Below are 25923 nucleotides of genomic sequence, written 5' to 3'. Positions count from 1 at the left end.
CATTGTGATTGAGAGTTAAAACATCCCTCCGGTTCACTGTAACGCAGCCACGAAAACCGTTGGCGGGCCCGGGCTGAGGGAGGTTACGCTCCCCGGCGATGACTACTCCTTCTTTCTTCAGATCGGGGGTCCCGTCCGCGTCAGGTGAGTGCTGATGGCCACTCACACCGACATCGCGAACGGGGATTCCCGGCTCTCCCTCTGGCGGCGCGTGCGCGAGTTCGCCGTGCCGCCCTCCATGATCGAGACCGCGACCGCCCGGCGTCTGGCCGGGGACTGGGCGGGGGCGTGCGCCGCCGCGCGCGTCGACGTCGATCTCGACCTGTGCTCCGTGGGCCGCGCCCACGGCCGTGAACTCGTGACCCGGCTCCGCGCCGATCTGCGCCGCCTGGCACCCGACCTGCTGCGCTGGCACATGCCGAGGATCGCCCCCGACGGACTGCTGCGTCCCGGGCTGACCATCGCGCTGGCCCGCTACGAGGTGGCGGGTCGTCCGCGTCCCGTGCACCTGGTGGTCCGGACCGCGCCGGCCTGGGCGGACGCGGGCCAGCGGATCAGCCTGGGGTTGTGGGACGGCTCGCACTCCGACGGCGCCGCCTGCCGTCATCCGCATCCGCATCCGCATCCGCATCCGAGCGCACGGTTCCGCCTGGACCTGCACCGGCACCTGTGGGACGCGTGCAGGGCGGACGAGTTGCGGGTCCGGTGCGGGGCGGATGGGCCCGCGAACCGCGACCCGGAGCTGCTGCGGCTGGTGCCGGACGAGCATCCGTGCGCCCTGGACCGGTGGGCGGCCGAGGCGGGGCTCCTGCTGCGGGCCGACGGCCGGTACGGGCGGGCGGGGACCGGCGCCGTCGTCGTACGGCTCGGGCGTCGGCGTCGACTCGTCCTCGGCCTGGCCCCTGACGGGGACGGCGACGGGGGCGACCCCACCGAGTGGCGCCTTACGTCGGTGTCCACGGCTCCCGGACGGGGCCTGGCGGTCCTGCCCGACGCCGCCACCTGGGTCGCGCCCGACCTCGAGCTGATCCGTGCCGGTGCCGTCGAGCCGGGCCGGCTGCATCCGCTGGTCGCGGCGGCACTCGCGCCGGACCGCGCACCCCTCCTCCCGGCCCGGCCTCCGGAACGGGCCCGGCAGGCCCACCCGGTGGAGTGCCGCGGAGCGGCGCACCGCATCGGCCTGATCGACGGGGTGCTCGCTCCCCTGGACCACGATCCGGCCGAGATCCGGCGCGAGGAACTGCTGGCCGAGCTCACCGGCACTCCCCTGCCCTGTCTGCAGGCCATCGACCAGGCGCACCGCCGCCCGGACTGCCTCACGGGAGTCCGCGAACGCCTCGACCACGGGGACACGGCCGGCGCACTGGCCGTCGTGGAGGGGCTGTTGGGACCGGAGGCGGTCCTGCGGGACGGCCCGCTGCGGGACGCACTTGAGGCGGCGGCGCGGCAGCGGATCACCTACGGCCTGTTCAGGTCCGGTCTGGTCGGCCCCGGCCCCGAGCGCCTCCGCCCCGGCCCCCGCCGTCCGGCCGCCCATCGCTCGCACCCACGCGACACGACCTTCCGCTGACCCGCGCGCCCGGCGCGGTCCACGTCAACGCCCACCACGACCCAAAAGGTGATTCATCATGCCCATGTGCGCCTCTCTCCCCGCCACCGAGTCCGCTCAACTCGACGTCGCCGACGAGCTGTTGACGCTGTTGAGCGCCGCCACCACCGAACCGCGCGCCGACACCCAGCTGGAGGCCCTGACACTGGCCGTCGCCGCCGATCTGCCCGTCCTGCTATGGGGTGAGCCGGGCATCGGCAAGACCGCCGCCCTGACCCAGCTCGCCGCCGCCCTGGATCTTCCGCTGACCACGGTCATCGCCAGCGTGCACGAACCCTCCGACTTCTCGGGGCTGCCCATCGTCGGGGACGACCCGGCCGAGCAGGGCGTTCCGATGGCACCGCCGGACTGGGCGGTGCGACTCGTGCGGGCGGGCCGGGGGCTGCTGTTCCTGGACGAGCTGTCCACCGCGCCGCCCGCCGTGCAGGCCGCGCTGCTGCGGCTGGTGCTGGAGCGGCGGATCGGCGCTCTCCGACTGCCGCCCGGCGTAAGGATCGTGGCCGCCGCGAACCCGCGTTCCTCGGCGGCGGACGGCTGGGAGCTGAGTCCGCCGCTGGCCAACCGGTTCGTGCATCTGCGGTGGACCCACGACCACGAGGTGGTCGTACGCGGCCTGGGCGGCACCTGGCCCCGGGCGACCCTGCCCCGGCTCGACCCGCAGAAGCTGCCGGAGGCCGTGGGGTTCGCGCGCCGCGCGGTGTGCGGGCTGCTGGCCGCCCGCCCCGCGCTGGTGCACCGACTGCCGAGCAGCGAGACGCGCCGGGGCGGGCCCTGGCCGTCGCCCCGCAGTTGGGAGATGACGCTGCGGCTGATCGCGTTCGCGACGGCGGCCGGCTCGGCGCGGGACGTGCTGTCCCTGCTGGTCCGGGGAACCGTCGGGGACGGACCGGGTCTTGAGCTGCTGGCGAGCGTGGACCGCATGGACCTGCCCGATCCGGAGGTGCTGCTGGCCGACCCGGCGGGGGCTGTCCTGCCCGAGCGGGGGGATCTGCGGCAGGCCGTGCTCGACGGTGTCGTGGCGGCGGTCCACGCCCGGCCGGACAGGTCACGCTGGGACGCGGCCTGGTCGTTGCTGGTGCGGGCCGTGGAGACCGGGGCGCCCGACCTGGTGGTCGTGCCCGCGAGCACCCTCGCCTCCCTGCGCCAGGAGGACTGGGACGTCCCGGAGTCGATCGAGCGGCTCTCGGGAGTGGTGACCCTCTCCCGACGCGCGAACCAGGCGGCGGCGCGGACCGCGGCGGCGGCCGGGAAGGGGCGGCGATGACCAAGGACGCACCGGGAGGCCGCGGGGAGGCACCGGGCGCCCTCGATGTCGACAAGCTGTACGCCGCCCGGCTGCAGGCCGCTCGCGCCCGGCCCTATCTGGCGTCGGCCCTCTTCGCCCTGCACACCGTCGAGTCGCGGCAGGTGCCGACGATGTCCGTCGACCGGTACTGGCGGTGCTACGTCTCCCCGGCTTTCGTGGACCGGATGCCGGTGGAGGAGCTGGCCGGGGTGTGGGTGCACGAGGTGTCGCACCTGCTGCGCGACCACCACGGGCGCAGCGACCGGGTGGCGAAGGAACGCGGGCTGACCGGGCCGGGCGAGCGGCTGCGGATGAACATCGCAGCGGACTTCGAGATCAACGACGACGTGTACGGGGACGGGCTGGCCCGGCCGACGGGTGCCGTGGACCCCGAACAGCTGCAACTGCCCCCGGGGCAGCTCATGGAGGACTATCTGCGCCAGTTCCGGATCGTGCCGCGGCTGCGGGAGATGGCCTGGCTGGACTGCGGCAGCGGCGCCGACGGGCTGGAGCGCGGCTGGGAGCTCGGGCCGGACGGGGCGCACGGCCTCAGCGAGCAGGAGAGGGACGCCGTCCGGCACCGCGTGGCCCAGGGCATCAAGGGCCGCCCGGGCAACGCGCCGGAGGGGTGGCAGCGGTGGGCGCAGGAGGCGTTCCATCCGCCGCAGCCCTGGCGGGAGTTGCTGGGCGCGGCGGTGCGGTCGGCGGCCTCCGGGAGCGGGGCGGGCGAGGACTACACGTACGGCCGTCCGGCGCGGCGCTCGGTGGGGGTGCCCGGGGTGGTGCTGCCGAGCCTGCGGCGCCGGCCGCCCCGGGTGTCGGTGGTCATCGACACGTCCGGGTCGGTCAGCGACGCCGAGCTCGGCAGCGCGCTCCTGGAGGTCGCCGCGATCTCGCATGCCGTGGGCGGCCGGCGCGACCTGGTCACCGTGGTGCCGTGCGACGCGGCGGCGCGGGTCGCGCACCCGCTGTGCCGTGCCGAGGGCATCCCGCTCCTCGGCGGCGGCGGTACGGATCTGCGCGCCGGTTTCGCCCGGGCCCTGCGCACCCGGCCGAGCCCCGATGTCGTCGTGGTCCTCACCGACGGCCAGACGCCCTGGCCCGAGCGGCGGCCGGCGTGCCGGACCGTGGTGGGTCTGTTCCCCCGCTCCGGCGGGAGGTGGGACGAGGAGGACGCCGAGTACGTACCGGACTCACCTCCCGCCTGGGCCCGTGTGGTGGAGATCGGGTAGGCGCGCATCAGTCCATCCAGTGGGCACCGCAACAGCCGTCCCTGCGCATCAGCCTCCCCAACTCCTGCCAGTCGTCCTCGGCCGCCGCCGTGCGCCGGGCCGTCGGCTCGAAGGAGGCGACCAACTCCTCGGTGGCGTACGGCACTCCGCCCCGCAGGACGGCGACGGTACGGACCAGGGTGGTGAAGTCCGTGAACGGGTCGCCGTCGATGACGGTGAGGTCGGCGAGCCTGCCCTCCTGGACGGTGCCGAGGTCGCCGTCGAGGCCGAAGAGACGGGCGGGCAGGACGGTCGCCGTGCGCAGGGCCTGGGCCGGGGAGAGGCCGCCGCGGTGCAGGGCGCGCAGGCCGAGGTGGAGGGAGAGGCCGACGGGGACCAGCGGCTGGTCGGTGCCGAGGGCGACGATGCCGCCGGCGGCCAGGATGCGGCGGTAGACGTCGGTCTCCGTGCGCAGGGTGGCGAGTTGGGCCGCGGTGGGCGGGACACCGGCCGACTGCTTGACGGTCGCCGCGTCCCACGGGGGCATGACGGCGGTGACCCGCGGATCGTCGGCCAGGGCGGGATCCGCGCCGATGAGGGGCATGGCGGTGAAGGGGGTGGCGATCATCGAGAAACGCACGCCGTGTGCCGTGTAGATCTCGACGACGTCTTCGTAGGCGTGCCCCGTGGCGGTGACGGCGTGCCCGAACTCGGCTCTCTGGGTGGCTTGCAGATGGGTCGTCAGGTCCTGGCCGAGCTCGACGCCGGGCGACAGGAGATGGCTTCCGGCCCGGACGCCGAGGCGTTCGTGGGCGAAGCGGGCGGCCTCCTCCATCACCCAGCCCGGCGCCCGGACATACGTTTTGACGAAGTCCCAGTCCAGGGCGGCGCCCCGCTCCAGTGAGCGCAGCAGGCCCTCCCGGGTCCGGTGGGCGCGGCCCATGCTGTAGGCGACACGTGCCCCGTCGAGGAGCTCGCCGGTGGTCAGCAGCCGGGGTCCGGCGAGCTGTCCGGCGGCCACCGCCTCCCGGATGCGGGCCTGTTCGTAGGCGAAGCCGCCCAGGGAGACGGCCGTGGTGATGCCGTAGGTGAGCTGGCCGACGGTCTGGCGGCCGCCGTAGGTGCTCTGCCAGGGGTGGGTGTGGGTGTCCCACAGGCCGGGGATCACGGTGCGCCCGGAGGCGTCGACGCTGTGCAGGGCGGACCGTCGCCGGTGGGGCTCGACCGCCGTGACCCGGCCGCCGCTCACCACGACGTCCACGTCCTCGCGGGTCGTCTCGCCGGTGCCGTCCCACAGCCGTCCGGCGTGCACCACCACGTCGGCGGGGGTGGGTCGGGGAGCGTCGAGGGGGACGCGGACGGTGCGGGCGGGCCCGCCGTCGACGCCGACGAGCCGGAGGCGGCCGGCCGAGAGGTAGAGCAGCGTGGAGTCGGCGGACCAGGAGGGGTGGTCGGCCGGTTCGGTGGCGAGGGTGCGCGGGTCGCCGTTCGGGGTGCCGTCGGGGTCGACGGGCAGCAGGCACAGCGCGGACTCGACGATCACCGCCATCCAGCGGCCGTCGGGCGACCAGACGGGTCCGGAGTCGTAGCGGTCGGAGACCGAGGTGTGGGGGGCGACCGCGTGCAGGCGGGCGGCGCCGGTCGCGCTGTCGACGACGCGGATGAGGTTGTAGCCCTCCCGGAAGCGGGAGTTGAGGCGGTTGCGGTCGCACAGGGCCAGCCGGCGGCCGTCCGGCGACCAGCTGGGGCGGCCGGGCAGCCCGCCGGCGCCGAGCGGCGTCGCCAGTACGCGTTCCTCGCCGGACGCCAGGTCGCGGACGAGGAGCCGGCCGGTCATGTCGAGGCAGGCCAGCCGCCGCCCGTCGGGCGACAGCGCCGGATGCACCCGACCGCCGGTCGCGAGGGCGCTCTCCTCGCCGGTGGCGAGGTCGTGCCGGTACACGCCGAACAGTCCGTCGCGGTCGTCGGCGTAGACGAGGGAGCGGCCGTCGGGTGCCCAGGTGGGACCGAGCAGATAGCGGGTGGGCGCCGCCCGGTGCAGTCGCCGCGGTGGGCGTCCGCCGGAACTACCAGCGATCCACAGTGAGTTGAGGGCGGCGAAGGCGATCTGCCGGCCGTCCGGGGAGAGCGCGGGCAGGTGGATGCCGCGCACCGGACGGGCACGGCCCTGCACGAGGTCGTACTCCTTGGTCGGATACCGCGGCCGCCGCACCGGGAGGGCGCCTTCGAAGGGGACGGCGTGCGGCTGCCCGGGGCTGTCCGGGCGGACGAGGGTGAAGGCGCCGTCGAGGGTCAGGAGCAGTTCGTCCTTCGGCGTCCAGCGCGGGGGGACCGGCGCGATGTCGCCGGTGACCGGGACGGGGCGGCCGTCGACGACGAGGGCGCAGGAGGCGTTCGGTGCGGCGGTGGTGCGCAGGTGGGCGAGGCGGCCGTCGGCCGCGAGGGCGGGGGTCATGACCTGCGCGGCTTCCGTCTCGGTGTACCGGACGGTGACCGCGCCGGTGCCGTCGGCGGGAACGGCGGCGATCGTGCGGGCCTCCACGGTCAGGCCCAGGGGGGTGCTGACGGCCTTCGCGCGGACGAACAGCAGGTGGGTGCCGTCCGGCGTCCAGGTGGGGTCGAAGTCCTCCCAGGGGGTGTCCTGGAGGGGGCCGTCCTGCCCGGTCAGGCCGGTGACGCGGGTGATGCGGCCGGTGCGCAGGTCGAGGACGTGGATGCGGTACGGGCTGCCGGTCACGGGGTCGCCGCCGCGCTCGGAGGAGAAGGCGAGGCGGGTGCCGTCGGGCGACCAGGCGGGGCCCCGGTCGTCCCAGGGGCCGTCGGTGCGGCGGCGCAGGTCGGAGCCGTCGGGGCGGACGGTCCACAGGTGGAAACCGCCGTCCCGGTAGGCACAGAAGGCGACGAGCTCACCGTCGGGCGAGTGCGTGGGGCGGTTGGGCTCCAGGTCGGCCGGGGTCAGGGGCCGGGCCGGGCCGCCGGGCCGGGGCAGTGACCACAGGGTGCCCTGGACCTCGGCGATCAGGTGGTCACCGGCGGGGGCGAGGCTCGCCGAACCGTTGGTGGCGCGGGTGAAGGTCAGCTCCGGGGCGCCGGGGCGCGGTCTCGCCGTCGCCACGGGAGGGGCGACACCCAGAAGGGGCAACGCGCCTGCGGTGGCGAGGAGTTGACGGCGGGTCGGACGGAAGGTGGGGCTCCAGTCTCGGTCCATGAGACCACACCCTGGCGTACCGGGCGCCTCGGTTTCAACACGTGGCACAGACCTCGCTACAGAAAGTCACTGACTGATCGGCGGGGGGACGGCAACCCGTACCTCGCCGGCCACGGTGTGCTCAGCGGACAGGAAGTGGGAACATGATCGACATCGCCAGGGAGTACCGCCTCTCGCTGCCGGCCTGGATCGACGACGAACTGGCCGAGGTGCCCGCCGTGATCCCCGACCGTGCGGACCGGATGCGCCTGGTGCACCGGCTGGCCGACCGCACCTGGCGTTCGGGCGACGGCGGCCCGTTCGCCGCGCTGGTGGCCGAACAGGACACCGGCCGGATCGTGTCGGTCGGTGTGAACGTCGTCCTCGCCTCCGGCCTGTCCGGCGCGCACGCAGAGGTCCTGGCGCTCGCGCTCGCCCAGACGGCGATCGGTGGCTGGGACCTGGGCGCCGAGGGCGTCCCGGGGCACGAGCTGGTCGTCAACTGGCGTCCGTGTGTGCAGTGTTACGGCGCGGCCCTGTGGTCCGGGGTGCGCGGCCTGGTGGTGGCCGGCGCGGGGCCGGAGCTGGCGGAGCTCACCGCCTTCGACGAGGGACCGCTGCGCGACGACTGGGCCGAGCAGTTCGAGGACCGTGGCATCGAGGTCACGCGTGACGTGCTGCGCGAGGAGGCCGTGGCGGTGTTCCGCGCCTACCGGGCGGCCCTCGACGCGGGCGAGGTCACCGTCTACAACGCGCGTGGGGGTTCCACGTGACAAGCGGGGTCGCCTCGGCCCATTTCATACGACTGCAACACCTGCCAGGATGACCCGCCCCCGCACGGCGGTTGTCACAGGAACGAGCCCGGCAGCGAGAGGGAACCGACATGACCGTCCAAGAGGTCGACCGCGTGAGCTTCGTCCAGGAGTGGGAGGAGTGGCACCGGCAGAAGGAGGCGGTGCTCTCCGCCCCGCACGGCTTCCTCGCGATCACCAGTCTGCGCTGGCTGACCGAGGAGCCCACCCGTTTCGAGGACGCGCCGGGCGCCTGGTCGAGCACGGCCGACGGCGTGGTCGTCGGCCTCGACGAGGGCACGGAGGTGACCGTCGACGGGCAGGTGGTGCGCGGCCGGCACGACTTCGGCGTGCTCGCCGAGCGCAGCAGCGTCTACGTGGGCTGGGGCGACGCGGTGATCGAGGTCGCGAGGCGCGGCGGGCAGGACATCGTGCGGCCCCGCCATCCCGAGAACCCGCTGCGGACGGCCTTCACCTTCACGCCCGCCTACGAGCCCGACCCGCGCTGGGTCGTCACGGGCCGCTTCCTGCCCCACGACGCGCCGCGCCCGGTGACCGTGGGAGCGGCCGTCGAGGGGCTGGAGCACGTCTACGACTCCCCCGGCCAGGTCGAGTTCGCGCTGGACGGCACCCGGCACCGCCTCACCGCGTTCAACGGCCGTGAGCCCGGCGCGCTGATGGTGCTGTTCACCGACCGGACCTCCGGCGTGACGACGTACGCCGCGAACCGCTCCCTGCAGCTCGCCGCCCCCGACGCCGAGGGCAGGGTGACGATCGACTTCAACCGCGCGGCCAACCTGCCCTGCGCCTACACCGACCTGGCCACCTGCCCGCTGCCGCCCGCGGAGAACCGGTTGCCGGTCGCGATCGAGACGGGGGAGAAGATCCCCCTGGAGCGGGGCGGGCGGCCCTGACGGGCTCACCGCCCGAGGAAGTCCGCCAGCCCGGCCAGCAACCGGTCGACGTCCTCCGCACTGGTGTAGGGGGCGAGGCCGATGCGCAGGCCGCCGGTGTCGCCGAGTCCGAGGTGCCGGGAGGCCTCGACGGCGTAGAAGGAGCCCGAAGGGGCGTGGACCCCGCGCTCGGCGAGGAAGCCGTACGCGTCCACCGTGCTGTGCCGCTCGAAGGTCATCAGCACGGTGGGCGTGCGATCGGCCGCCCGGGAGTGGACGGTGACGCCGTCGAGGGCGGCCAGCCCCTTGTCGATCCGTGTGCGCAGGACGTGCTCGTGCTCTTCGAGCGCGGCGAAGGCGGCGACCAGGCGCTCGCGCCGGGATCCGGCGGCACTCGGGTCGAGACCGGCGAGGAAGTCCACCGCGGCCCGGGTGCCGGCGAGGAACTCGTAGGGCAGGGTGCCCAGTTCGAAGCGCTCGGGGACCGCGTCGGTGGACGGGAGCAGCTTGTCCGGCCGGAGCGTCTCCAGCAACTCCGGCCGGGCGGCGAGGACTCCGTGGTGCGGGCCGAGGAACTTGTACGGCGAGCAGACGTAGAAGTCGGCTCCGAGCCGCTCCAGGTCGACGAGGGAGTGGGCGGTGTGATGCACGCCGTCGACATAGGTCAACGCGCCTGCCTCATGTGCGAGTTGAATGATCGCGGTGACGGGTGGGCGGGTGCCGATGAGGTTGGAGGCGGCGGTGACCGCGACCAGCCGGGTGCGCTCGGAGAGCACTGCGCGGATGTCGTCGGCGGTCAACTCGCCCGTGGCCGGGTCGAATTCGGCCCAGCGCACCATGGCGCCGGCCAGGGCGGCCGCCTGGACCCAGGGGCGGATGTTGGCGTCGTGGTCGAGGCGGGTGACGACCACCTCGTCGCCGGGTGACCAGGTCTTGGCGAGGGTGCGGGACATTCCGTACGTCAGCTCGGTGGCGCTGCGGCCGAAGACGATGCCGGGGGGCTGTGCGCCCAGCAGGTCGGCCACGGCCTGGCGGGTGTCGGTGACGATGGTCTCGGCGTTGCGCTCTCCCGGCGCGGTGCTGCCCCGGTTCGACAGGGGGTGGGAGAGCGCGTCGGCGATCGCCCGGATGACCGGCTCGGGGGTCTGGGTGCCGCCGGGGCCGTCGAAGTGGGCGATGCCTGCGCTCAGGGCCGGGAACTGGGAGCGCAGGGCGGTGATGTCGTAGGTCACGGAGAGCTCCTGTCGGTGCCGGGCGGAGAGGTGCGGAAGGCCTGCGAACGTCAGGAGGGGCGGTCCCAGCGCACGTGCAGGGTGGGCGGCTTGCGGAAGACCAGGCCGTGGGGAGCGGCCGGCCGGACCGGGTCGAGGCGGAGGGCCGGGAGGCGTTCGAGGAGGCGCTGGAGGGCGATCCGGGTCTCCAGGCGGGCGAGGTGGGCGGCGACGCAGTGGTGCGGGCCGTGCGCGAAGGCGAGCTGGAGGCGGGCGTTGGCGCGGCGGACGTCGAAGCGGTCGGGGTCGGGGAAAGTGGCCGGGTCGCGGTTGGCGCCGGTCAGGGAGACGGTGACCAGGTCTCCGCGCCGGACGGTGGCCGGGCCGAGGACGGTGTCGCGGGTGGCGTAGCGGTCCACGACCGCGGCGCCGGGCTCCAGGCGCAGGGACTCCTCGATCGCGCCGTCCAGCAGGTCGGGGTCGGCCTTCACCAGGGCGAGCTGGTCCGGGTGCCCGAGCAGCTGGAGGAGCGCGTTGGTGATCATCGCCTCGGTGGTCTCGATGCCGCCGAACATCAGCACGGCCGCGTTGGAGGCGACCTCGGGCAACGGGAGCCGCTGCGCGGCCGAGGCGAGCAGCGAGGAGGCGTCCGGGTCGGCGACGGTGGCCTCCACGGCGGCCCGCAGTTGTGCGTAGGCCGCCGCGCCCGCGGGGCCGGCGTCCAGTCCGGCGGTGATGTCCGAGACGGCCCGCACGATGGCGTCGTACCAGGCCAGAACGGTCTCGGTGGTCGCGTCGGCCAGGCCGAGCGCCTCGGTCACGACGGCGACCGCGAGGGGCCCTGCGAAGTCGCGGCGCAGTTCGGCTGCGCCCGCCGGTGCGAGTGCGGTGATCAGCCGGCCGGTCTCCCGCTCGATGAAGGAGGTGAAGCCGTCCCGCACCTCCCGGGGCCGGAAGGGCGCGGCGAACGGCTCGCGGTGGCGGGTGTGCTCGACACCGTCCAGGGAGAGCATGCTGGGGCCGACGACCCGCGCAGTGGAGAAGCGGGGATCGTCGACGGTGAACGTCGTGCTGTCGCGCATGACGCTCAGCGCGAGGTCACGGCGGGTCACCAGCCAGCCGTCCAGTGCGGGCAGCCACGACACGGGCTCGCGCGCCCGCAGCAGCGCCAGCCGGGGATGCGGATCGCGTGCCAGTTCGGCGAGCGTGGTGGAGGCGCCGAGCGGGAAGGAACCGACGGAGTCGACCGCGCTCATCGCAGGTTCCGGCCAGGCACGGGGGAAAAGATCACATCTAAGGCTAACAACGGCGTTGAATGGTCGTATTCGCCAGGTCGGGAACGCCTGCGCCGCGATGGGAGGAGCGTCATGACCAACGTCGACGTGCACCAGCATCTGTGGACACCCGCGCTGGTGGCGGCCCTGCGCGCGCGGCGCCGCCCGCCGTGTCTGGAGGGCTGGACCCTCCACCTGGACGGCGAGCCCCCGTACGAGATCCGGCCCGCCGACCATGACGTCGCCCGGCGTGCGGAACTCGCCGCCGCCGACGGCCTGGGCCGGGCGCTGGTCTCCCTGTCCGCCCCGATCGGCGTGGAGTGGCTGCCCGCGGCCGAGGCGCGCCCGCTCCTCGACGCCTACCACGAGGGCGCCGCCGCGCTCCCCGAGCCGTTCGGCGCCTGGGCCGCCGCCTGCGTACGGGACGTCGACGCGGCCACCACGGCCAAGGACCTCGACCAGGGCTTCGTCGGCCTCCAGCTCCCCGCCGACGCTCTCGCCGACGCGGCCGGGTACGACCGTCTCGCCCCGCTGCTGGAGCTGCTGGAGGAGCGCGACCTCCCGCTGTTCGTGCACCCCGGCCCCGCGTCGGGCGGTGGCGACGGCCCCGGCTGGTGGCCCGCGATGGTCCCCTACGTGCAGCAGATGCACGCCGCCTGGTTCGCCTTCCGCGCCTTCGGCCGCGCCCGTCACCCCCGGCTGCGGGTCTGCTTCGCGCTGCTGGCCGGCCTCGCCCCGCTGCACGGCGAGCGCTTCGCCGCCCGTGGCCCCGACGAGCCGGGAACGGACCGGGACGTGTTCGTGGAGACGTCGTCGTACGGTCCGCGCGCCGTCGAGGCGACCGTGCGCGTGCTCGGCGTGGACACCGTCGTTCAAGGCTCTGACCGCCCCTATGCCGAGCCGCCGCACCACCCCGGGTTCGGCCTGGGCGGGGCCGCCGCCTACGCCTTCCGCGTCGCCAACCCGCGGCGCCTGCTGGTGGGCGACGGCTGAGGCGGCTCACGGCCGCCAGTAAAGGGCCGGGTCCGGGAGGTCGGTGAAGCCGAGGTCGCGGTAGAGGGGCTCGCCCTCGGCGGAGGCGTACAGGTCGACGCGGGCGGCCTCGCGGTCCCGGAACCAGTCCTGCAGGGCGCGCATGATCGCGCGGCTGTGACCCTGGCGCCGGTGTGCGGGGTCGGTGACCACGCCGACGACGTGTCCGATGCGGCCGTTGGCCAGGTGGGGCCCCGGCAGCCGCTGCTCGAGGGTGCCGATGCCGCAGGCCGCGAGTCGGCCGTCGGCGCCGTCCACGACGAGGACGCGCACGGAGTCGTCGGTCAGCTGTTCCTTCAGGACGACGGCCAGGGCGTCCAGCCAACCGCCGTCCGCCGAGGCGGGGTTGAAGAAGTCCCCGCCGAGGTCCTCGAACAGCAGGGCCCGCAGGCGCAGGAGTTCCACGAGGTCGTGGTCCACGGCCTGTCGTACGGCCGGTGCGTTGTCGGGGCGTTGTCTCATACCGACCAGACTGCTGTAATGGCCTTGTGCATCTCAACCCTTACGGCGAGGACGCCGTGAACCTGGCGGCGGATCTGGCCAACCGACGGCCAACCGACGCCACCGAGCTCGCGGACCGCTGCCGGGCCGCCGGGCTGGTGCTGGACCTCCCCGTCACCGGGCAGGACCTGGCCCGCGCCGAGGAGGCGCTGGACGCGTGGGAGAAGGTCGTCGACGCCGACGACGAGGCGGAGCGGGCCGAGCTGCTCAACTCCATGCTGGCGACGGCGTCGGCGTGTCCGCGGCTGACCAACCACACGGGCGGCGGCTGGCACGTGCACTACCGCGACGACCAACTGCCGCTCGGCGCCCTGCTGTTGTCGCTGATCGCCGTCGGCACCGCCCTGCATCTGGCGGGACGCGGGATGCACCGGCTGCGGCGCTGCACGGTCGCCGAGTGCACCACGATCTTCGCCGACACCTCCCGCACCGGCCGGCAGCGCTACTGCTCCCCGCCCTGCGCCAACCGCGACGCGGTGCGCCGCCACCGGGCCCGCACGGCACACACCTGACGGGCGCCTTGTCACCTCAGGACGAACCCCACCGCTCCCGGCACTCAACTCACGCAAACAGAACGGGATTCACCCAAGTCCGCTCCGTCCTCACTGCCATATTCGAAAACGACTTCGGAGGTGGCTGTGACGCGAGAGGCGACGACATCCCGAGCGACGACGGCGACGGTGGCGCCGGCAACACGCACGGCGGACCGCACCGCCGGGCGGATCGCGGACCTGGAGCGCCGACGGGCCCAGGCGGTGGTCACCGGGGTGCCCAGAAGACACGGCGCCCTCGGCGCCCGCGAGCGGATCGGGCGACTGCTCGACGAGGGTTCCTTCACCGAGACCGGCCTGTTCGTCCGGGCCCGGCCCACCGGAGAGGAGGCCCGCCGCCCCTACGGTGACGGGGTCGTCACCGGATACGGCACGGTCGACGGGCGCACGGTCTGTGTGTTCGCCCAGGACTCCACGGTGTTCGGCGGCAGCATGGGCGAGGCCTTCGGCGAGAAGGTCGTGGCCCTCATGGACCTCGCGCTGAAGACCGGCTGTCCGGTCATCGGCCTCAACGACTCCGGCGGCGCCCGCATCCAGGAGGGCGTCGCCTCGCTCGCGCTCTACGCGGAACTGGTGCGCCGCAACGTGCAGGCCTCCGGCGTGATCCCGCAGATCTCCGTCATCCTCGGCCCGTGCGCGGGCGGCGCCGCCTACTCGCCCGCCATCACCGACTTCACCGTCATGGTGGACGGCACCTCGCACATGTTCGTCACCGGACCCGACGTCATCGAGGCGGTCACCGGTGAGCGCACCACCGCCGAGGAACTGGGCGGCGCCCGGGCCAGCAACACGGTCAACGGCAACGCCCACTTCCTCGCCGCCGACGAGGAGGACGCCCTCGACACCGTGCGCGACCTGCTGTCGTACCTGCCCGCCAACAACCTCGACCGGCCCCCGCTGTACGCGCCGGGTGCCGCGGCCGACGGCGACCTGCTCGACGGCGTGGTCCCGGACCGGACCGGCCAGGCCTACGACATGCGCCGGATCCTGCACGCGGTCGTCGACGACGGTGAACTCCTGTACGTACAGGAGCTGTTCGCGCCGAACATCATCTGCGCGCTGGGGCGCGTCGAGGGCGCGAGCGTCGGGGTCGTCGCCAACCAGCCGTCGCGGTCCGCCGGGGTCCTCGACATCGACGCCTCCGAGAAGGCGGCGCGGTTCGTACGGTTCTGCGACGCGTTCGGCATCCCGCTGCTGACCTTCGCCGACGTCCCCGGCTATCTCTCCGGCGTCGGCCAGGAGCGGGCCGGCATCATCCGGCGGGGCGCCAAACTCCTGTACGCCTACGCCGAGGCGACCGTGCCGAAGGTCACGGTGGTGGTCCGCAAGGCGTACGGCGGCGGGTACGCGGTGATGGGCTCCAAGCACCTCGGCGCCGACGTCAACCTCGCCTGGCCCACCGCCCGGATCGCCGTCATGGGCGCGGAGGGCGCCGTCGGCGTGCTGCACCGGCGCGAACTCGCCGCCGCCGACGACCCCGATGGCCTGCGCGCCCGCCTGGTCGCCGTGTACGAGGCCACGCACGGCACCCCCTACCCGGCCGCCGAACGCGGCTACGTCGACGCGGTGATCGCCCCGCGTGACACCCGCGCCCACATCGCCCGCGCCCTGCGTGCCCTGCGCGGCAAGCGCGCGCCGATGCCCCAGCGCCGGCACGGCAACATCCCGCTCTGACCCGTCTGCCTCGTACTGCCGCTCCGCCCCCGACACCGCGATGTGAGGAGCCACGCCCGATGGACAGCCGCCGCCCCCCGCTCGCGCCCGCGTACCGGACTCTGCCCGAGTACGTGCGGCACTGGGCCGAAACCACCCCCGACCGCAGGGCGTTCACCTTCGTCGAGCATCCCGCACCCGACTCGCGCGGTGTGCACCGCACCCTGACCTGGCGCCGCCTGGACGCACGGGTGCGGTCGCTGGCCGCGCGGCTCGCCCAGGAGGCCGGACCGGGGGAACGGGTCGCGCTGCTGTGCCCGCAGGGCACCGACTACGTCGCCGGGTTCCTGGCGGCGCTCACCGCCGGGCTGATCGCCGTACCCCTGTTTCCGCCCGGTCTGCCCGGGCACGGCGACCGGCTCGTGGCGGTGCTGGCCGACGCCCGTCCCGCGGTCGTACTGACCACCGGCCAGGTCCTTGCGGAGGTGGCGGACTTCTGCGAGCGCGCGGACGTGCCGGTCGTCGCGTCCGACCAGGTCCCCGACGCCGCCGCCCGGGACTGGCGGGCACCGGAGCCGGACGCCGGGGCGATCGCCTACCTCCAGTACACCTCCGGCTCCACCCGCACCCCGGCGGGCGTGGAGATCACCCACGCCAACGTCGTCGCCAACGCCTGGCAGGCGCTGACCGCCTACGGCGTCGACACGCACCCGGCGACCTGCGTGGGCTGGCTGCCGCTCTACCACGACATGGGCCTGGTGCTCAGCGTCGCCGCTCCCGTGGTCCGGGGTCTGCTGTCGGTGCTGATGGATCCGGCCGCGTTCCTGCACGAACCGGTGCGCTGGCTCAGGCTGCTGGCGGCGCACCCGCGCGCGGTGAGCGCCGCGCCCAACTTCGCCTACGACTACTGCGCCTCCGCCGTCACCGAGGCGCAGAAGGCGGACCTGCGGCTGGCGGACGTCGCCGCCCTGATCAACGGCAGCGAACCGGTGCGCCCCGGCACGGCCGACCGCTTCCACGCCGCGTTCGCCGCACAGGGCCTGGACGCGGACGTGCACTGTCCGTCGTACGGGCTGGCCGAGGCGACCGTGTTCGTCAGTGCGGCCCGTCCGGGCGGGCGGCCGGCCCGGTTCGCCCTCGACCGTGACGCGCTGGCCGCCGGCAAGGCGCTGCCCGCCCGGCCGGACGATCCGCGGGCCGTGCTGCTGGCCGGCTGCGGAACTCCGGCAAGGCAGCGGCTGCGGATCGTCGATCCCGTCTCGCGTGCCGTGCTGTCCGAGGGGGAGGTCGGGGAGCTCTGGGTGCAGGGCCCGAACGTGGGGCGCGGCTACTGGAACAACGCGGAGCAGACCGAGCGGGTCTTCCGGGCCGCCCTCGCCGAGGCTGCGGGAGGCGACTGGCTGCGCACCGGCGACCTGGGGACCGTGCTGGAGGGGCAGTTGATCGTCACCGGCCGGCTGAAGGACCTCATCGTGGTCGACGGCCGCAACCACTACCCGCAGGACGTGGAGGCCACCGCCCAGGACGCGCACCCGGCCGTGCGCCGCGACCGACTCGCCGCGTTCGGCGTGCCGGGCGGCGCGGGTGAGCGGGTGGTGGTCGTCGCCGAGCACGCGCGGACCACGAACCTCGCCGAGGTCGACGTACCGACGCTGGTGCGGGCCGTGCGCTCGGCCGTCTCCTCCCGCCACGGGCTGCGCCTGGCCGACGTGGTGCTGGTCCCGCCGGGCACGGTCCCCCGCACGTCCAGCGGCAAGGTGTCCCGGTCGCTGACCCGTGCCCGGTACCTGGAGGGCGCCTACGCGGCCGGGACCGTGCGGTGAGCGGCGTCGAGGAGGACGCGCTGCGGCGCCTGATCGCGGAGCGGGCGGCCGCGTGGCACGGCACCGCACCTGACGACGTCCCGATGGACCGGCCGCTGGCCGACCTGGGCATGGCCTCGCGGGACGCGGTCGTGCTGGCCGGGGAGCTGTCCCGGCTGGTGGGCCGGGAGTTGCCGCCGACCCTGCTGTGGGAGGCGCCGACCGGGGACGCGCTGGTGGCACATCTGTGCCGGACCTCCGCGCAGGAGACACCGGCCGTGGTCGCGCGGCCCGCCCTGGCCGACGCGGGTGAACCCGTCGCGGTCATCGGGGTCGGTTGCCGGCTGCCCGGCGGGGTACGCGGCCCGGCCGACTACTGGCGGCTGCTGTGCGAGGGCGTCGACGCCACCGGACGCGTCCCCGAGGAGCGCTGGCGGGACTTCACCGCCTTCCCTCCCGCCGACGCGCCCGCCCGCGGCGGCTACCTCGACGACATCGCCGGGTTCGACGCCGAGTTCTTCCGCGTCACCCCGCGCGAGGCCGCGGTGATGGACCCCCAGCAACGGATCCTCCTGGAGGTCGTCCAGGAGACCCTCGACCACGCGGCCGTCCCGGCCGGCGCCCTCGCCGGCACGGCCACCGGTGTCTTCGTCGGCGTCTCGGCGCCCGAGTACGGCGGGCTCACCGGCGCCGACCCGGCCGCGGTCGATCCCTGGGCCCCGGCGGGCGCGGCGCTCAGCGTGACGGCGGGCCGGCTGGCCTACGTCCTGGACACCCGCGGCCCCGCCATGGCCGTGGACACGGCCTGTTCGTCCTCCCTGGTCGCCCTGCACCACGCCTGTGTCAGCCTGCGCACCGGCGAATGCGACACGGCGATCGCCGCCGGGGTCAACGTCCTGCTCTCGCCCGCCGTCGGCGTCGCCTTCGAGCGGGCGGGCGCGCTGGCGCCGGACGGCCGCTGCAAGCCGTTCTCCCCGGCGGCCGACGGCATCGGGCGGGGCGAGGGCTGCGCGGCCGTGCTGCTGAAGCGGCTGTCGGACGCCGAACGGGACGGCGACCGCGTCCTCGCCGTCGTCCGCGCCACGGCGGTCAACTCAGACGGCCGCTCCAACGGTCTCCTGGCCCCCAACCCCCTCGCCCAGCAGGCCCTGTTGGCCACCGCCTACGCGCGAGCCGGTCTGGCGCCGGGGCACATCGACTACGTCGAGGCGCACGGCACCGGCACCCCGCTCGGCGACCCGATCGAGGCGGGTGCCCTCGGCGCGGTGCTGGGCGCGGGCCGGGATCCCGACCAGCCGTTGCTGCTGGGCTCGGTCAAGGGCAACCTCGGTCACCTGGAGTCGGCGGCGGGTGTCGCGGGTCTGGTGAAGACGGTCCTCGCCCTGCACCACGACAGCATCCCGCCGTCACTGCACTGCGCCGAGGGCAGCGGGCTCGCCGACCCGGGCCTGCGCGTGGTGACCGAGGCGGAGCCCTGGCCGCGCTACGGCGGGGTGGCCACCGCGGGGGTCTCCAGCTTCGGGTTCGGCGGCACCAACGCCCATGCGGTGCTGGAGGAATGGCGGGTTTCACCGGCCGTGACCGAGCAGGCCGCCGCCGCTTTGTTCGTACTGTCGGACGTGGACACCGAGCGGGTCCGGGACACGGCGGGCCGGCTCGCCGCGTGGCTCGGCACACCCGAGGGGAGTGCCGCCGCCCGTGCCGACGTGGCGCGCACGCTCGCGGGGCGCACCGGGCGCGGGCCGGTGCGCGCCGCGGCCGTGGCCCACGACCGGGACGAACTGGCGGACGCGCTGGGCGCGTTGGCGCGGGATCACGGTCACCCGCGCGTGGTGACCGGTGACCGCGACCTCGTGGGGCGGGGGCCGGTGTGGGTGTTCTCGGGGTACGGCAGCCAGTGGCCCGGTATGGGACGCCGGCTGCTGGAGGAGGAACCGGCCTTCGCCGCCACCGTCGAGAAGCTCGACGCGCAGCTGGCCGACGAGTTCGGCTTCTCCCTCCACGAGCAGTTGCTCTCCGGCGGCCATCTCGACGGTCTGGAGGTCTCGCAACCCTCCCTGTTCGGTGTCCAGTTGGCCTTGGCCGAGCTGTGGCGCGCCCATGGTGTCCAGCCGGTCGCCGTCATCGGTCACTCCATGGGCGAGGTCGCCGCCGCCGTCTGCGCGGGTGCGCTGGACGTGCCGGAGGCGGCCCGGGTCATCGCCGTACGGGCCCGGCTGCTCAGCACTCTGCACGGCGGCGCGATGGCCGTCGTCGACCTGGACGACGACGAACTGGCCGCGCTCGAACGGGACTTCCCCGGCGTGCGGGTTGCCGTCCACTCCTCACCCCGGCAGAAGGTCGTCACCGGCGAGGAAGCGGAAGTGGCCCGGCTGGTGCGCTCGCTGGAGCAGCGGGGCCGGGCCGCCCGGTCCATGCGGGTCGTCGGCGCCGGACACTCACCGCAGGTCGACCCGCTGCTGCCGGAGCTGACCGGCGCGCTGTCGGACATCGAGGGCCGCCGCCCGCGCATCCCGGTGTACTCCACCGTCCTCGACGATCCGCGCGGCGACTGCGTGTTCGGCGCCGCCCACTGGGCCGCCAACCTGCGCCGGCCGGTGCGGCTGGACCGGGCGCTCGCGGCCGCCGCGGCCGACGGTCACACGGCCTTCGTCGAGATCTCCCCCCACCCGGTCCTGACCCGGTCGGTCACGGACAACGTGCCGGGCGCGCTCGCCGTCGGCTCGCTGCGCCGGGACGCGGACGGATCTGCCGCGTTCCTGCGGCAGTTGGGCACGCTCCATGTCGCCGGCCTGCCGCTGTCGCCGCCGCCCGGCCGGGTCGTCGACCTTCCCTCGCCGCGCTGGCGGCACGTGCGGTACTGGTGGACGGACGGCCGGGCCCCGGCAGCGGCGGGTGCGGAACGCCGGCGCGAGCGGACGGCTCCCGAGACGGCCCCGCATGCGGATCACCGACCCGCCGAGCCGGCCGCAGCCGACGGGGAGACGGCCACCTCGGTCACCGCCCGCCTGCGCCACCACATCGCCGCCGTCACCGGTCATCAGACGGCCCGGGTCACGCCCGAGACCGTGCTCGCCGACCTCGGCCTGGACTCCCTGCTGGCCGTCCGTATCCGTTCCCTGCTGGAGGTCGAGTTCGGGATCGAGCTGCCGCTGCGCGAACTTCTCGGCGCCGGTACGGTCGAGGCGGTCGCCGACCGCATCCGACAAGTCCTCCCGGCCCCGCCGCAAGAGCCCTCCACGCTGCGTACCCTGCGCGCCACCGGCACGCGTGCGCCGCTGTTCCTCTTCCACGCGGCCGGAGGCCCCACCGACGTCTACCGCGCGCTCGCCGAACGACTCGACGAGGACCGGCCGCTGTACGGCCTGGAACGCCTGGAGGACGCCCGGACCGTGCCGGACAAGGCGCGGCGCTACGCCGAGACCATCACCGCCCTCCACCCCGACGGTCCCCGCGTCCTGGCAGGTTGGTCCTTCGGCGGGTTCCTCGCCCAGGAGACCGCACGCCAACTCGCCGACGCAGGCAGGGAACCGGAGCTGGTCGCGCTCATCGACTCGGTCCGGCCGCTCGCCCTGCCCGACACCACCCCGGCCGACCGTGTCCGCGCCCACCTCACGGGGTTCGCCCGGCACGTCGCCGACGTCTACGGGGTCCGACTGGCGTTGCCGTACGACGAACTCGTGGCGACGGAGGACGACCGCGAGCGCATCGACGCCGTGCTGCGGGCGCTGCGCACGGCCGCGGAGGTGCCGCAGGCCGCGCTGGAGCACCAGCGTGCCTCCTATCTGGACCTGCGGATCGGTGAGGCGCACCGCCCGGGCCGCTACGACGGGCCGGTGGTGCTGTACCGGGCCACCGAGCCGGCCCCGCACACCGTCCGCGACCCCGCCTACGAGCGGGACGACGACGCCCTCGGCTGGGACGAGGTGTGTCCGCGGCTGACGGTCGTGAAGGTGCCCGGACACCATCTGTCGTTGCTCGACCCGCCGCACGTCGACAAGATCGCCGCGCACCTGCGGCAGGTCCTCGCGAGACCCGCACAACCGGACTGAGGAGCCGCCATGCCGCACCACCCCGCCGGAATCTCCCGACGCACCGTCACCCGGGCCGCGGCCGCCACGGGCCTTGCGGCCCTGTTCGGCGCCACGGCCGCCGTCGGACGCGCCCGCGCCGCGACCCAGGTGGGCCCGCGCACCTTCGACGTGTCGGTGTCCTCCGCCGCGCTCGGGCGCAGCGCACCGGTCCGGCTCATTCTGCCCTCGGACTTCGCCACACAGACCGGGCGGACGTACCCCGTGCTCTACCTCCTGCACGGCGCCCACGACGACTACACGTCGTGGACGCGCGAGACGGACATCGTTGCGTTCACCGAAGGCCGCCAGCTGATCGTGGCCATGCCGGACGCGGGTCCCACGGGCATCCCCAGCGTCTGGCGCAGCGGCCCCGACTACGAGACCTTCCAACTGCAGGAGGTCCCGGCCATGCTGGCCCGCGACTACCGGGCGTCCGGCGTACGGGCCGTGGCGGGGGTCTCCACCGGAGGATACGGGGCGATGGCGCACGCGGCCCGGCACCCCGGCGTATTCAAGGCGGCGGCCTCCTACAGCGGCATCCTCGACACCACGGCGCTCGGCGTGCCGCCCCTGGTGGACGCGATCGTGGCCCGTGAGAACCTGACCCCGGACTCGCTGTGGGGCAACCCGTTCCTCGATGCCCTGGTCTGGCGCGACTTCAACCCCCGCGCCCACGCCACCGGCCTGCGCGGCACACCGCTGTACGTCTCCCAGGGCAGCGGAGTGGCCGGTGGCGGGGTAGGCGACTGGCTGCCGCAGGCCCTGGAGAGCCTGCTGTGGCCCTCCGCGCACGTGTTCACGGGCACCCTCGCGCTGCTCGGCATCCCGGTCACCGCGCACTACTACGCGGGAGGAGGGCACAGCTGGGCCTACTGGAAGGCGGAGTTCACCGCGTCGTGGCCGATGCTCGCCGGTGCGCTGGGACTGCCGGAGTGATGTCCGTGCAGCCGGGGCACGGAACGGAGCGCAGGGGTCACCCGTCCAACGGGCACCCCTCTCGTCCCACGGGCAACGGCCCCTGGGTGAGCCGCCTCCGGGTGAAAGGAGTGTCCGTCGTGGCCGTCCCCACCCCGCGCGACGTCCCCGCCGGCCCCGGAACCACTCCGGTTCCGCCCGAACTGGCCGAGTTGCTGCGCGCCCGGTTGGAGCGTGTCGCCGACAAGGTGGAGGAGGAGGTGCGCGCCCAGGTCCCCGAATACGCGCGCCCGGCCGACGGCACCTACCGCGAGAACCTCCGGGCCGGGGTGGTGCAGGCCCTGACCCTCTTCGTGGACCACATCGCCGACCCGCGCGGTCAGTCGGCGGCGATCGCCGCGACCTACTACGAACTCGGGCGCGGCGAGGCCCTGGAGGGGCGCAGCCTGGACGCGTTGCAGTCCGCGTTACGCGTCGGCGGGCTGCACGCCTGGCGGTTGATGGGGCGTACGGCGGAGGAGCTGGGACTCGACTCGACGGTGGTGGCCGCGCTGGGCGAGCTGGCGTTCAGGACGGTGCACGAGGTCGCCGAGGCGGCGGCAGCCGGGTATTCCGAGGTCCAGTCACGCAGCACCGACGAGCTGGAGCGACGGCGCAGGCGGCTGCTCGATCTGCTGCTGGGCGAGGGTCCGGTCGCGCTGGAGGCGGTGCAGGACCTGGCGCACGGGGCGCGGTGGCGGGTGCCGTCGCGGGTCGCGGTCGTGGCGCTGGCGGCCCCGGCGCAGCCGTACCCCTCCGACCAGGCGCCAGTGATGCCGGGAGCGCTGGCGGACATGGAGTCCCGGCCGCCGCGGGTCCTGGTGCCCGACCCGGAGGGCGCGGGGCGGTTCGGCGGGCGTTCCTTCGTCCTCGGGCTGCGCGGGCGTCCGGCGGCCATCGGGCCGACGGTCGCGGTCACCGAGGCCGCGCAGTCGCTGCGCTGGGCGACGCGGGCGCTGGGGCTGATGGGCCGGGGGGTGCTGCCCCGGCAGGGCGTGGTGCGCTGCGCCGACCACCTCTCGACCCTGCTGCTGCATGCCGACGAGCCCTTGCTCGCGCAGTTGGAGACGCAGGAACTCGCCCCGCTCGACGCCGCGTCCGAGGGTCAGCGCGCGCGTCTCGCGGAGACGTTGCTGGCCTGGCTGCTCAGCGGCAGCAACGTCCCGGACGTCGCCACCCGGCTGCACGTGCACCCCCAGACGGTCCGCTATCGCCTGCGCCAACTCGAGAAACTCTTCGGCGACCGGCTTCACGACCCGGACACCCGCCTGAACCTGATCGTGGCGTTGCGTTCGGCGGCGACGAACTCCTCACCTTCTTCGGCGGACTCACCACAGAACAAAAACAACGGCCATTCCTGAATTACCGTCCATAACACCTGGCCACACAACGCGAATACCTTCGGGTCATCCTTTTCCGCAGGCGCTTCACGCGCTCGACCCTCAAAGGGATCCAAATGCGTATTCGCTTGTGCCTCGCCGCGCTCTCGCTGGTCGGCGGGGCCGGTCTCGTCACCCTCGCACAGCCCGCCGCATCGGCCGCCACCTGCTCGGACATCGACGTGGTGGCGGCTCGCGGCACCTTCGAGCCGGGCACGCTCGGCGGCATCGTCGGCGACCCGGTGTACTCCGCGCTCCAGAAGAAACTGACCGGCAGGAATCTCTCCGGCTATGCGGTGAACTATCCCGCGGACCTTTCCCTGACGTCGGCCGCACAGGGAAACGCGGACCTGGTGAACCACGTCTCCGCACAGGCCGTCGCCTGTCCCGACCAGCGTTTCATTCTCGTCGGCTATTCGCAGGGCGCGAACGTCGTCGACAACTCCATCGGAATCAGCAGCGCCGGTGCGGTGGTCGGCAGTCCCATCGTCGCCACCCTCCCGGCCGCCGTCGAACCGAGGGTCGCCGCGGTGCTCCTGTTCGGCAACCCGATCCGCGCCCAGGGCAAGAGCGTCACCGGCACCTACCAGAGCCGCACCATCGACTTCTGCGCCAAGGGCGACCCGATCTGCGAGAACGGCGGGACCGACGTCCTGGCCCACCTCGGCTACACCGCGGACGCCGAGGCGGCGGCCGCGTTCGCCGCGGGCAAGGTCTGAGCCACCGCGCACAGCCGACGGGCCCGGGAGTGTCTCCTCCCGGGCCCGTCGGCCATGGGGGACGGCTACGCGGGATTCCTGGCGAACTCCGCGAGGCTGCTGGAGACGACCTCGGGCCTGCCGTTGTTCTGCGCGGGCGCCGCGGTCAGCACGTCGAGGTGCTGGTAGCCGGGAGCGACCACCGGGTGCAGGCCGCTCGGGATGTGGCCGGCCAGAAGTCCGTCGCCGGCCAGCACGGTCAGCGTCGGGTTGGCCTTCAACCCCTCGGGATGCACGAGGAGTTGCTTGATCTGCGGGGAGTTCGCGAACTCGATGTCGGTGACCAGCTTGGTCGGGAAGTATTGCTCGGTGAAGTCCAGCGGCTGCTCGGCCAGGCTGCGGGCCAGCTCACGGATGTCGGTGACCTCCTTGCCGGCGTTGGTGAAGGGGGTGCCGTCGGCGGAGCGGTAGTCCGGGTCGTCGGCGGCACCGACCCGGTCGTAGTTCCGCCAGGTGTAGAGAGGGCCGTGCGGCTCGGCCGGAATGGCCTTGTAGTCGACACCGAACAGCTGTGGCTGGGAGGAAGTGCCGTTGGCGGCGGGGAAGTTCTTGTCCGTGATCGGCCCGCCGTCGAAGAAGCCGACGCTGCTCTGCAGGAACGCCAGCGGTACGGAGTTGTCGTCCAGCAGCGCCCCGAGCACGGCGTCGTTGGTCAGCCGGAAGTCCTTCACGGCGGGTGAGCCGGTGAGGAAGGTGGCGGTGTCCTTGGAGAACAGGAAGCGGTTGGTGGCCTCGATGTCGACATTGGAGGGCAGGTGGGACGGCAGGTCCGCCTGGGCGTCCGGGGCCTGGACGGCGCCCAGTCCGGCGATGGCGAGAAGGGTCATCGTCTCCGGGTTGAGCAGCACCGGGGCCGACAGTGACCGTGGCAGCAGTCCGCTGTCGAGGCCGGCCTGCACGGCGGTGTAGCCGATGCCGACGTCCGGGAGGTTGGTGTCGCCGGGCACGCTGCCGCTCAGGTCGGCGAGGGAGGTGGAGATCGTGGTGTCCAGGGCGAAGTAGCCGGCGCACTGGTTCTGCCCGGCGTCCGCCGTGGTCGCCGGGTTTCCGTCGAAGTCGGCGGCGGCGAAGTAGCCGGTGATGACCCCGCCCAGCGAGTGCCCGCCACACAGCACCTTGCTCTTGCGCAGCGCCTGGTCGGGCAACTCGGCGGTGAGCAGGTCGTACTCGTCCCGCACGGTCTGCTGGATGCCGAGCTTCGCCAGCCAGCCGAGCTGCTCGTTGCCGAGGTACCCGGCGAAGGTCCGGCCGCCCGACTCCTTGCCGCGGTAGTAGTAGTCGACGGCGGTGTGCTGGTCGCCGGAGGCGATACCGGTGTGGTCCTCCAGGCAGTTGGAGCGCCGGTCCAGGGCCCAGAACTCGATGTGCCGTCCCTGTGCGGCGGCCCGCGCGACGGTGTCCCGGGCGACGCTGTCGAACGCTCCGGCACCCTCCAGGATGCCGGGCTGTGCCACCAGGATCCGGTCGGCGCCGGCCGAGCGGCCGGGCCCGTCGGCGGAGCGGTAGCGCAGGTACGACAGCCAGTCGCAGGCCGCCGGGTGCGCCCCGAACGACTGCGGCAGCGGCACCTTCACCCGTACCACCGTCTCCACGACGCCGTCGGCCGGGTGCGTCGACGCCACCGCCCTCTCCGTCCGGGCCTCGCCGTCCCCGTGGGCGTCCGGGGCCGCCGCGGTGAGCGCCCCCGTGGTCAGCAGCGTCGCCAGCGCGGCGCCGCGCCATGTCCTTCCTTTTCTGCGACTCGTGTTCATAGCCGGAC

Annotated in this window: 18 protein-coding genes; 13 read left to right on the top strand and 5 right to left on the bottom strand. The window is 74.1% G+C overall.

Annotated features, from left to right (window positions below; translation table 11 throughout):
- The first annotated feature begins 154 nt into the window (after positions 1–154).
- The 3 genes from ACIRVK_RS12700 to ACIRVK_RS12690 are packed head-to-tail and all read left to right on the top strand — an operon-like array spanning position 155 to position 4126.
- Complete coding sequence (locus ACIRVK_RS12700) at positions 155–1570, top strand: hypothetical protein (protein ID WP_404246073.1); 1416 nt, start codon at positions 155–157, stop codon at positions 1568–1570.
- A 58-nt stretch (positions 1571–1628) separates the two neighbouring features.
- Complete coding sequence (locus ACIRVK_RS12695) at positions 1629–2873, top strand: AAA family ATPase (protein WP_404246071.1); 1245 nt, start codon at positions 1629–1631, stop codon at positions 2871–2873.
- The gene (locus tag ACIRVK_RS12690) at positions 2870–4126 is read left to right on the top strand and encodes a VWA-like domain-containing protein (RefSeq protein WP_404246069.1); all 1257 of its coding nucleotides are present in this window, start codon (positions 2870–2872) and stop codon (positions 4124–4126) included. Before ACIRVK_RS12695 ends, ACIRVK_RS12690 begins: the two co-directional genes overlap by 4 nt.
- Positions 4127–4133: 7 nt before the next feature.
- Here ACIRVK_RS12690 and ACIRVK_RS12685 read toward each other — a convergent pair whose 3' ends face one another.
- Entirely contained in the window at positions 4134–7313 is a 3180-nt protein-coding gene (locus tag ACIRVK_RS12685; protein WP_404246067.1) for an amidohydrolase family protein, read from the bottom strand.
- Between the two features lie 143 nt (positions 7314–7456).
- On the opposite strand from ACIRVK_RS12685, the gene ACIRVK_RS12680 reads away from it, so the two are divergent.
- Together ACIRVK_RS12680 and ACIRVK_RS12675 are read left to right on the top strand one after the other, a co-directional pair.
- Positions 7457–8065 carry a nucleoside deaminase gene (locus tag ACIRVK_RS12680; protein WP_404246065.1) on the top strand — a complete coding sequence of 203 codons (609 nt, stop codon included), beginning with the start codon at positions 7457–7459 and terminating at the stop codon, positions 8063–8065.
- 110 nt (positions 8066–8175) lie between these two features.
- Positions 8176–8997: a DUF1684 domain-containing protein gene (locus tag ACIRVK_RS12675; protein WP_404246063.1), complete on the top strand. Its 822-nt coding sequence runs from the start codon at positions 8176–8178 to the stop codon at positions 8995–8997.
- Positions 8998–9002: 5 nt separating this feature from the next.
- Here ACIRVK_RS12675 and ACIRVK_RS12670 read toward each other — a convergent pair whose 3' ends face one another.
- A complete protein-coding gene (locus tag ACIRVK_RS12670; protein WP_404246061.1) occupies positions 9003–10208 on the bottom strand; it encodes a cysteine desulfurase-like protein in 1206 nt (401 codons plus the stop codon).
- 50 nt (positions 10209–10258) lie between these two features.
- Complete coding sequence (locus ACIRVK_RS12665; RefSeq protein ID WP_404246059.1) at positions 10259–11443, bottom strand: cytochrome P450; 1185 nt, start codon at positions 11441–11443, stop codon at positions 10259–10261.
- A 111-nt stretch (positions 11444–11554) separates the two neighbouring features.
- Between ACIRVK_RS12665 and ACIRVK_RS12660 the strand changes: the two genes are divergently transcribed.
- Positions 11555–12454 (top strand): amidohydrolase, encoded by a 900-nt coding sequence (locus ACIRVK_RS12660; RefSeq protein WP_404246057.1) that lies wholly within the window; start codon positions 11555–11557, stop codon positions 12452–12454.
- Positions 12455–12460: 6 nt separating this feature from the next.
- On the opposite strand, the gene ACIRVK_RS12655 is transcribed toward ACIRVK_RS12660, so the two are convergent.
- Positions 12461–12955, bottom strand: a complete 495-nt coding sequence (locus ACIRVK_RS12655) for a GNAT family N-acetyltransferase (protein WP_404246055.1) — start codon at positions 12953–12955, stop codon at positions 12461–12463.
- A 26-nt stretch (positions 12956–12981) separates the two neighbouring features.
- On the opposite strand from ACIRVK_RS12655, the gene ACIRVK_RS12650 reads away from it, so the two are divergent.
- The 7 genes from ACIRVK_RS12650 to ACIRVK_RS12620 all read left to right on the top strand — a co-directional run bounded on the left by ACIRVK_RS12650 (position 12982) and on the right by ACIRVK_RS12620 (position 24125).
- The gene (locus ACIRVK_RS12650; RefSeq protein WP_404246053.1) at positions 12982–13506 is read left to right on the top strand and encodes a CGNR zinc finger domain-containing protein; all 525 of its coding nucleotides are present in this window, start codon (positions 12982–12984) and stop codon (positions 13504–13506) included.
- A 168-nt stretch (positions 13507–13674) separates the two neighbouring features.
- Positions 13675–15219, top strand: coding sequence for an acyl-CoA carboxylase subunit beta (locus ACIRVK_RS12645; RefSeq protein ID WP_404246051.1), 1545 nt, complete (start codon positions 13675–13677; stop codon positions 15217–15219).
- Positions 15220–15278: 59 nt separating this feature from the next.
- Positions 15279–17021 (top strand): fatty acyl-AMP ligase, encoded by a 1743-nt coding sequence (locus tag ACIRVK_RS12640; RefSeq protein ID WP_404246049.1) that lies wholly within the window; start codon positions 15279–15281, stop codon positions 17019–17021.
- Positions 17018–21052, top strand: a complete 4035-nt coding sequence (locus tag ACIRVK_RS12635) for an acyltransferase domain-containing protein (protein WP_404246047.1) — start codon at positions 17018–17020, stop codon at positions 21050–21052. Before ACIRVK_RS12640 ends, ACIRVK_RS12635 begins: the two co-directional genes overlap by 4 nt.
- A 9-nt stretch (positions 21053–21061) precedes the next feature.
- On the top strand, positions 21062–22009 hold the full coding sequence (locus ACIRVK_RS12630) for an alpha/beta hydrolase (protein WP_404246045.1): 948 nt from the start codon (positions 21062–21064) through the stop codon (positions 22007–22009).
- A gap of 119 nt (positions 22010–22128) precedes the next feature.
- Positions 22129–23388, top strand: a complete 1260-nt coding sequence (locus ACIRVK_RS12625; protein WP_404246043.1) for a helix-turn-helix domain-containing protein — start codon at positions 22129–22131, stop codon at positions 23386–23388.
- A gap of 95 nt (positions 23389–23483) precedes the next feature.
- Positions 23484–24125 (top strand): cutinase family protein, encoded by a 642-nt coding sequence (locus tag ACIRVK_RS12620; protein ID WP_404246041.1) that lies wholly within the window; start codon positions 23484–23486, stop codon positions 24123–24125.
- Positions 24126–24190: 65 nt separating this feature from the next.
- Here ACIRVK_RS12620 and ACIRVK_RS12615 read toward each other — a convergent pair whose 3' ends face one another.
- Complete coding sequence (locus ACIRVK_RS12615) at positions 24191–25915, bottom strand: hypothetical protein (RefSeq protein WP_404246039.1); 1725 nt, start codon at positions 25913–25915, stop codon at positions 24191–24193.
- Positions 25916–25923: the final 8 nt, after the last annotated feature.

This window comes from Streptomyces sp. NPDC101152 (assembly GCF_044768275.1).
Lineage (GTDB): Bacteria > Actinomycetota > Actinomycetes > Streptomycetales > Streptomycetaceae > Streptomyces.
The sequence above is the reverse complement of the archived record's forward strand: the minus strand, read 5'-3'. Positions and strand labels throughout refer to the sequence as shown.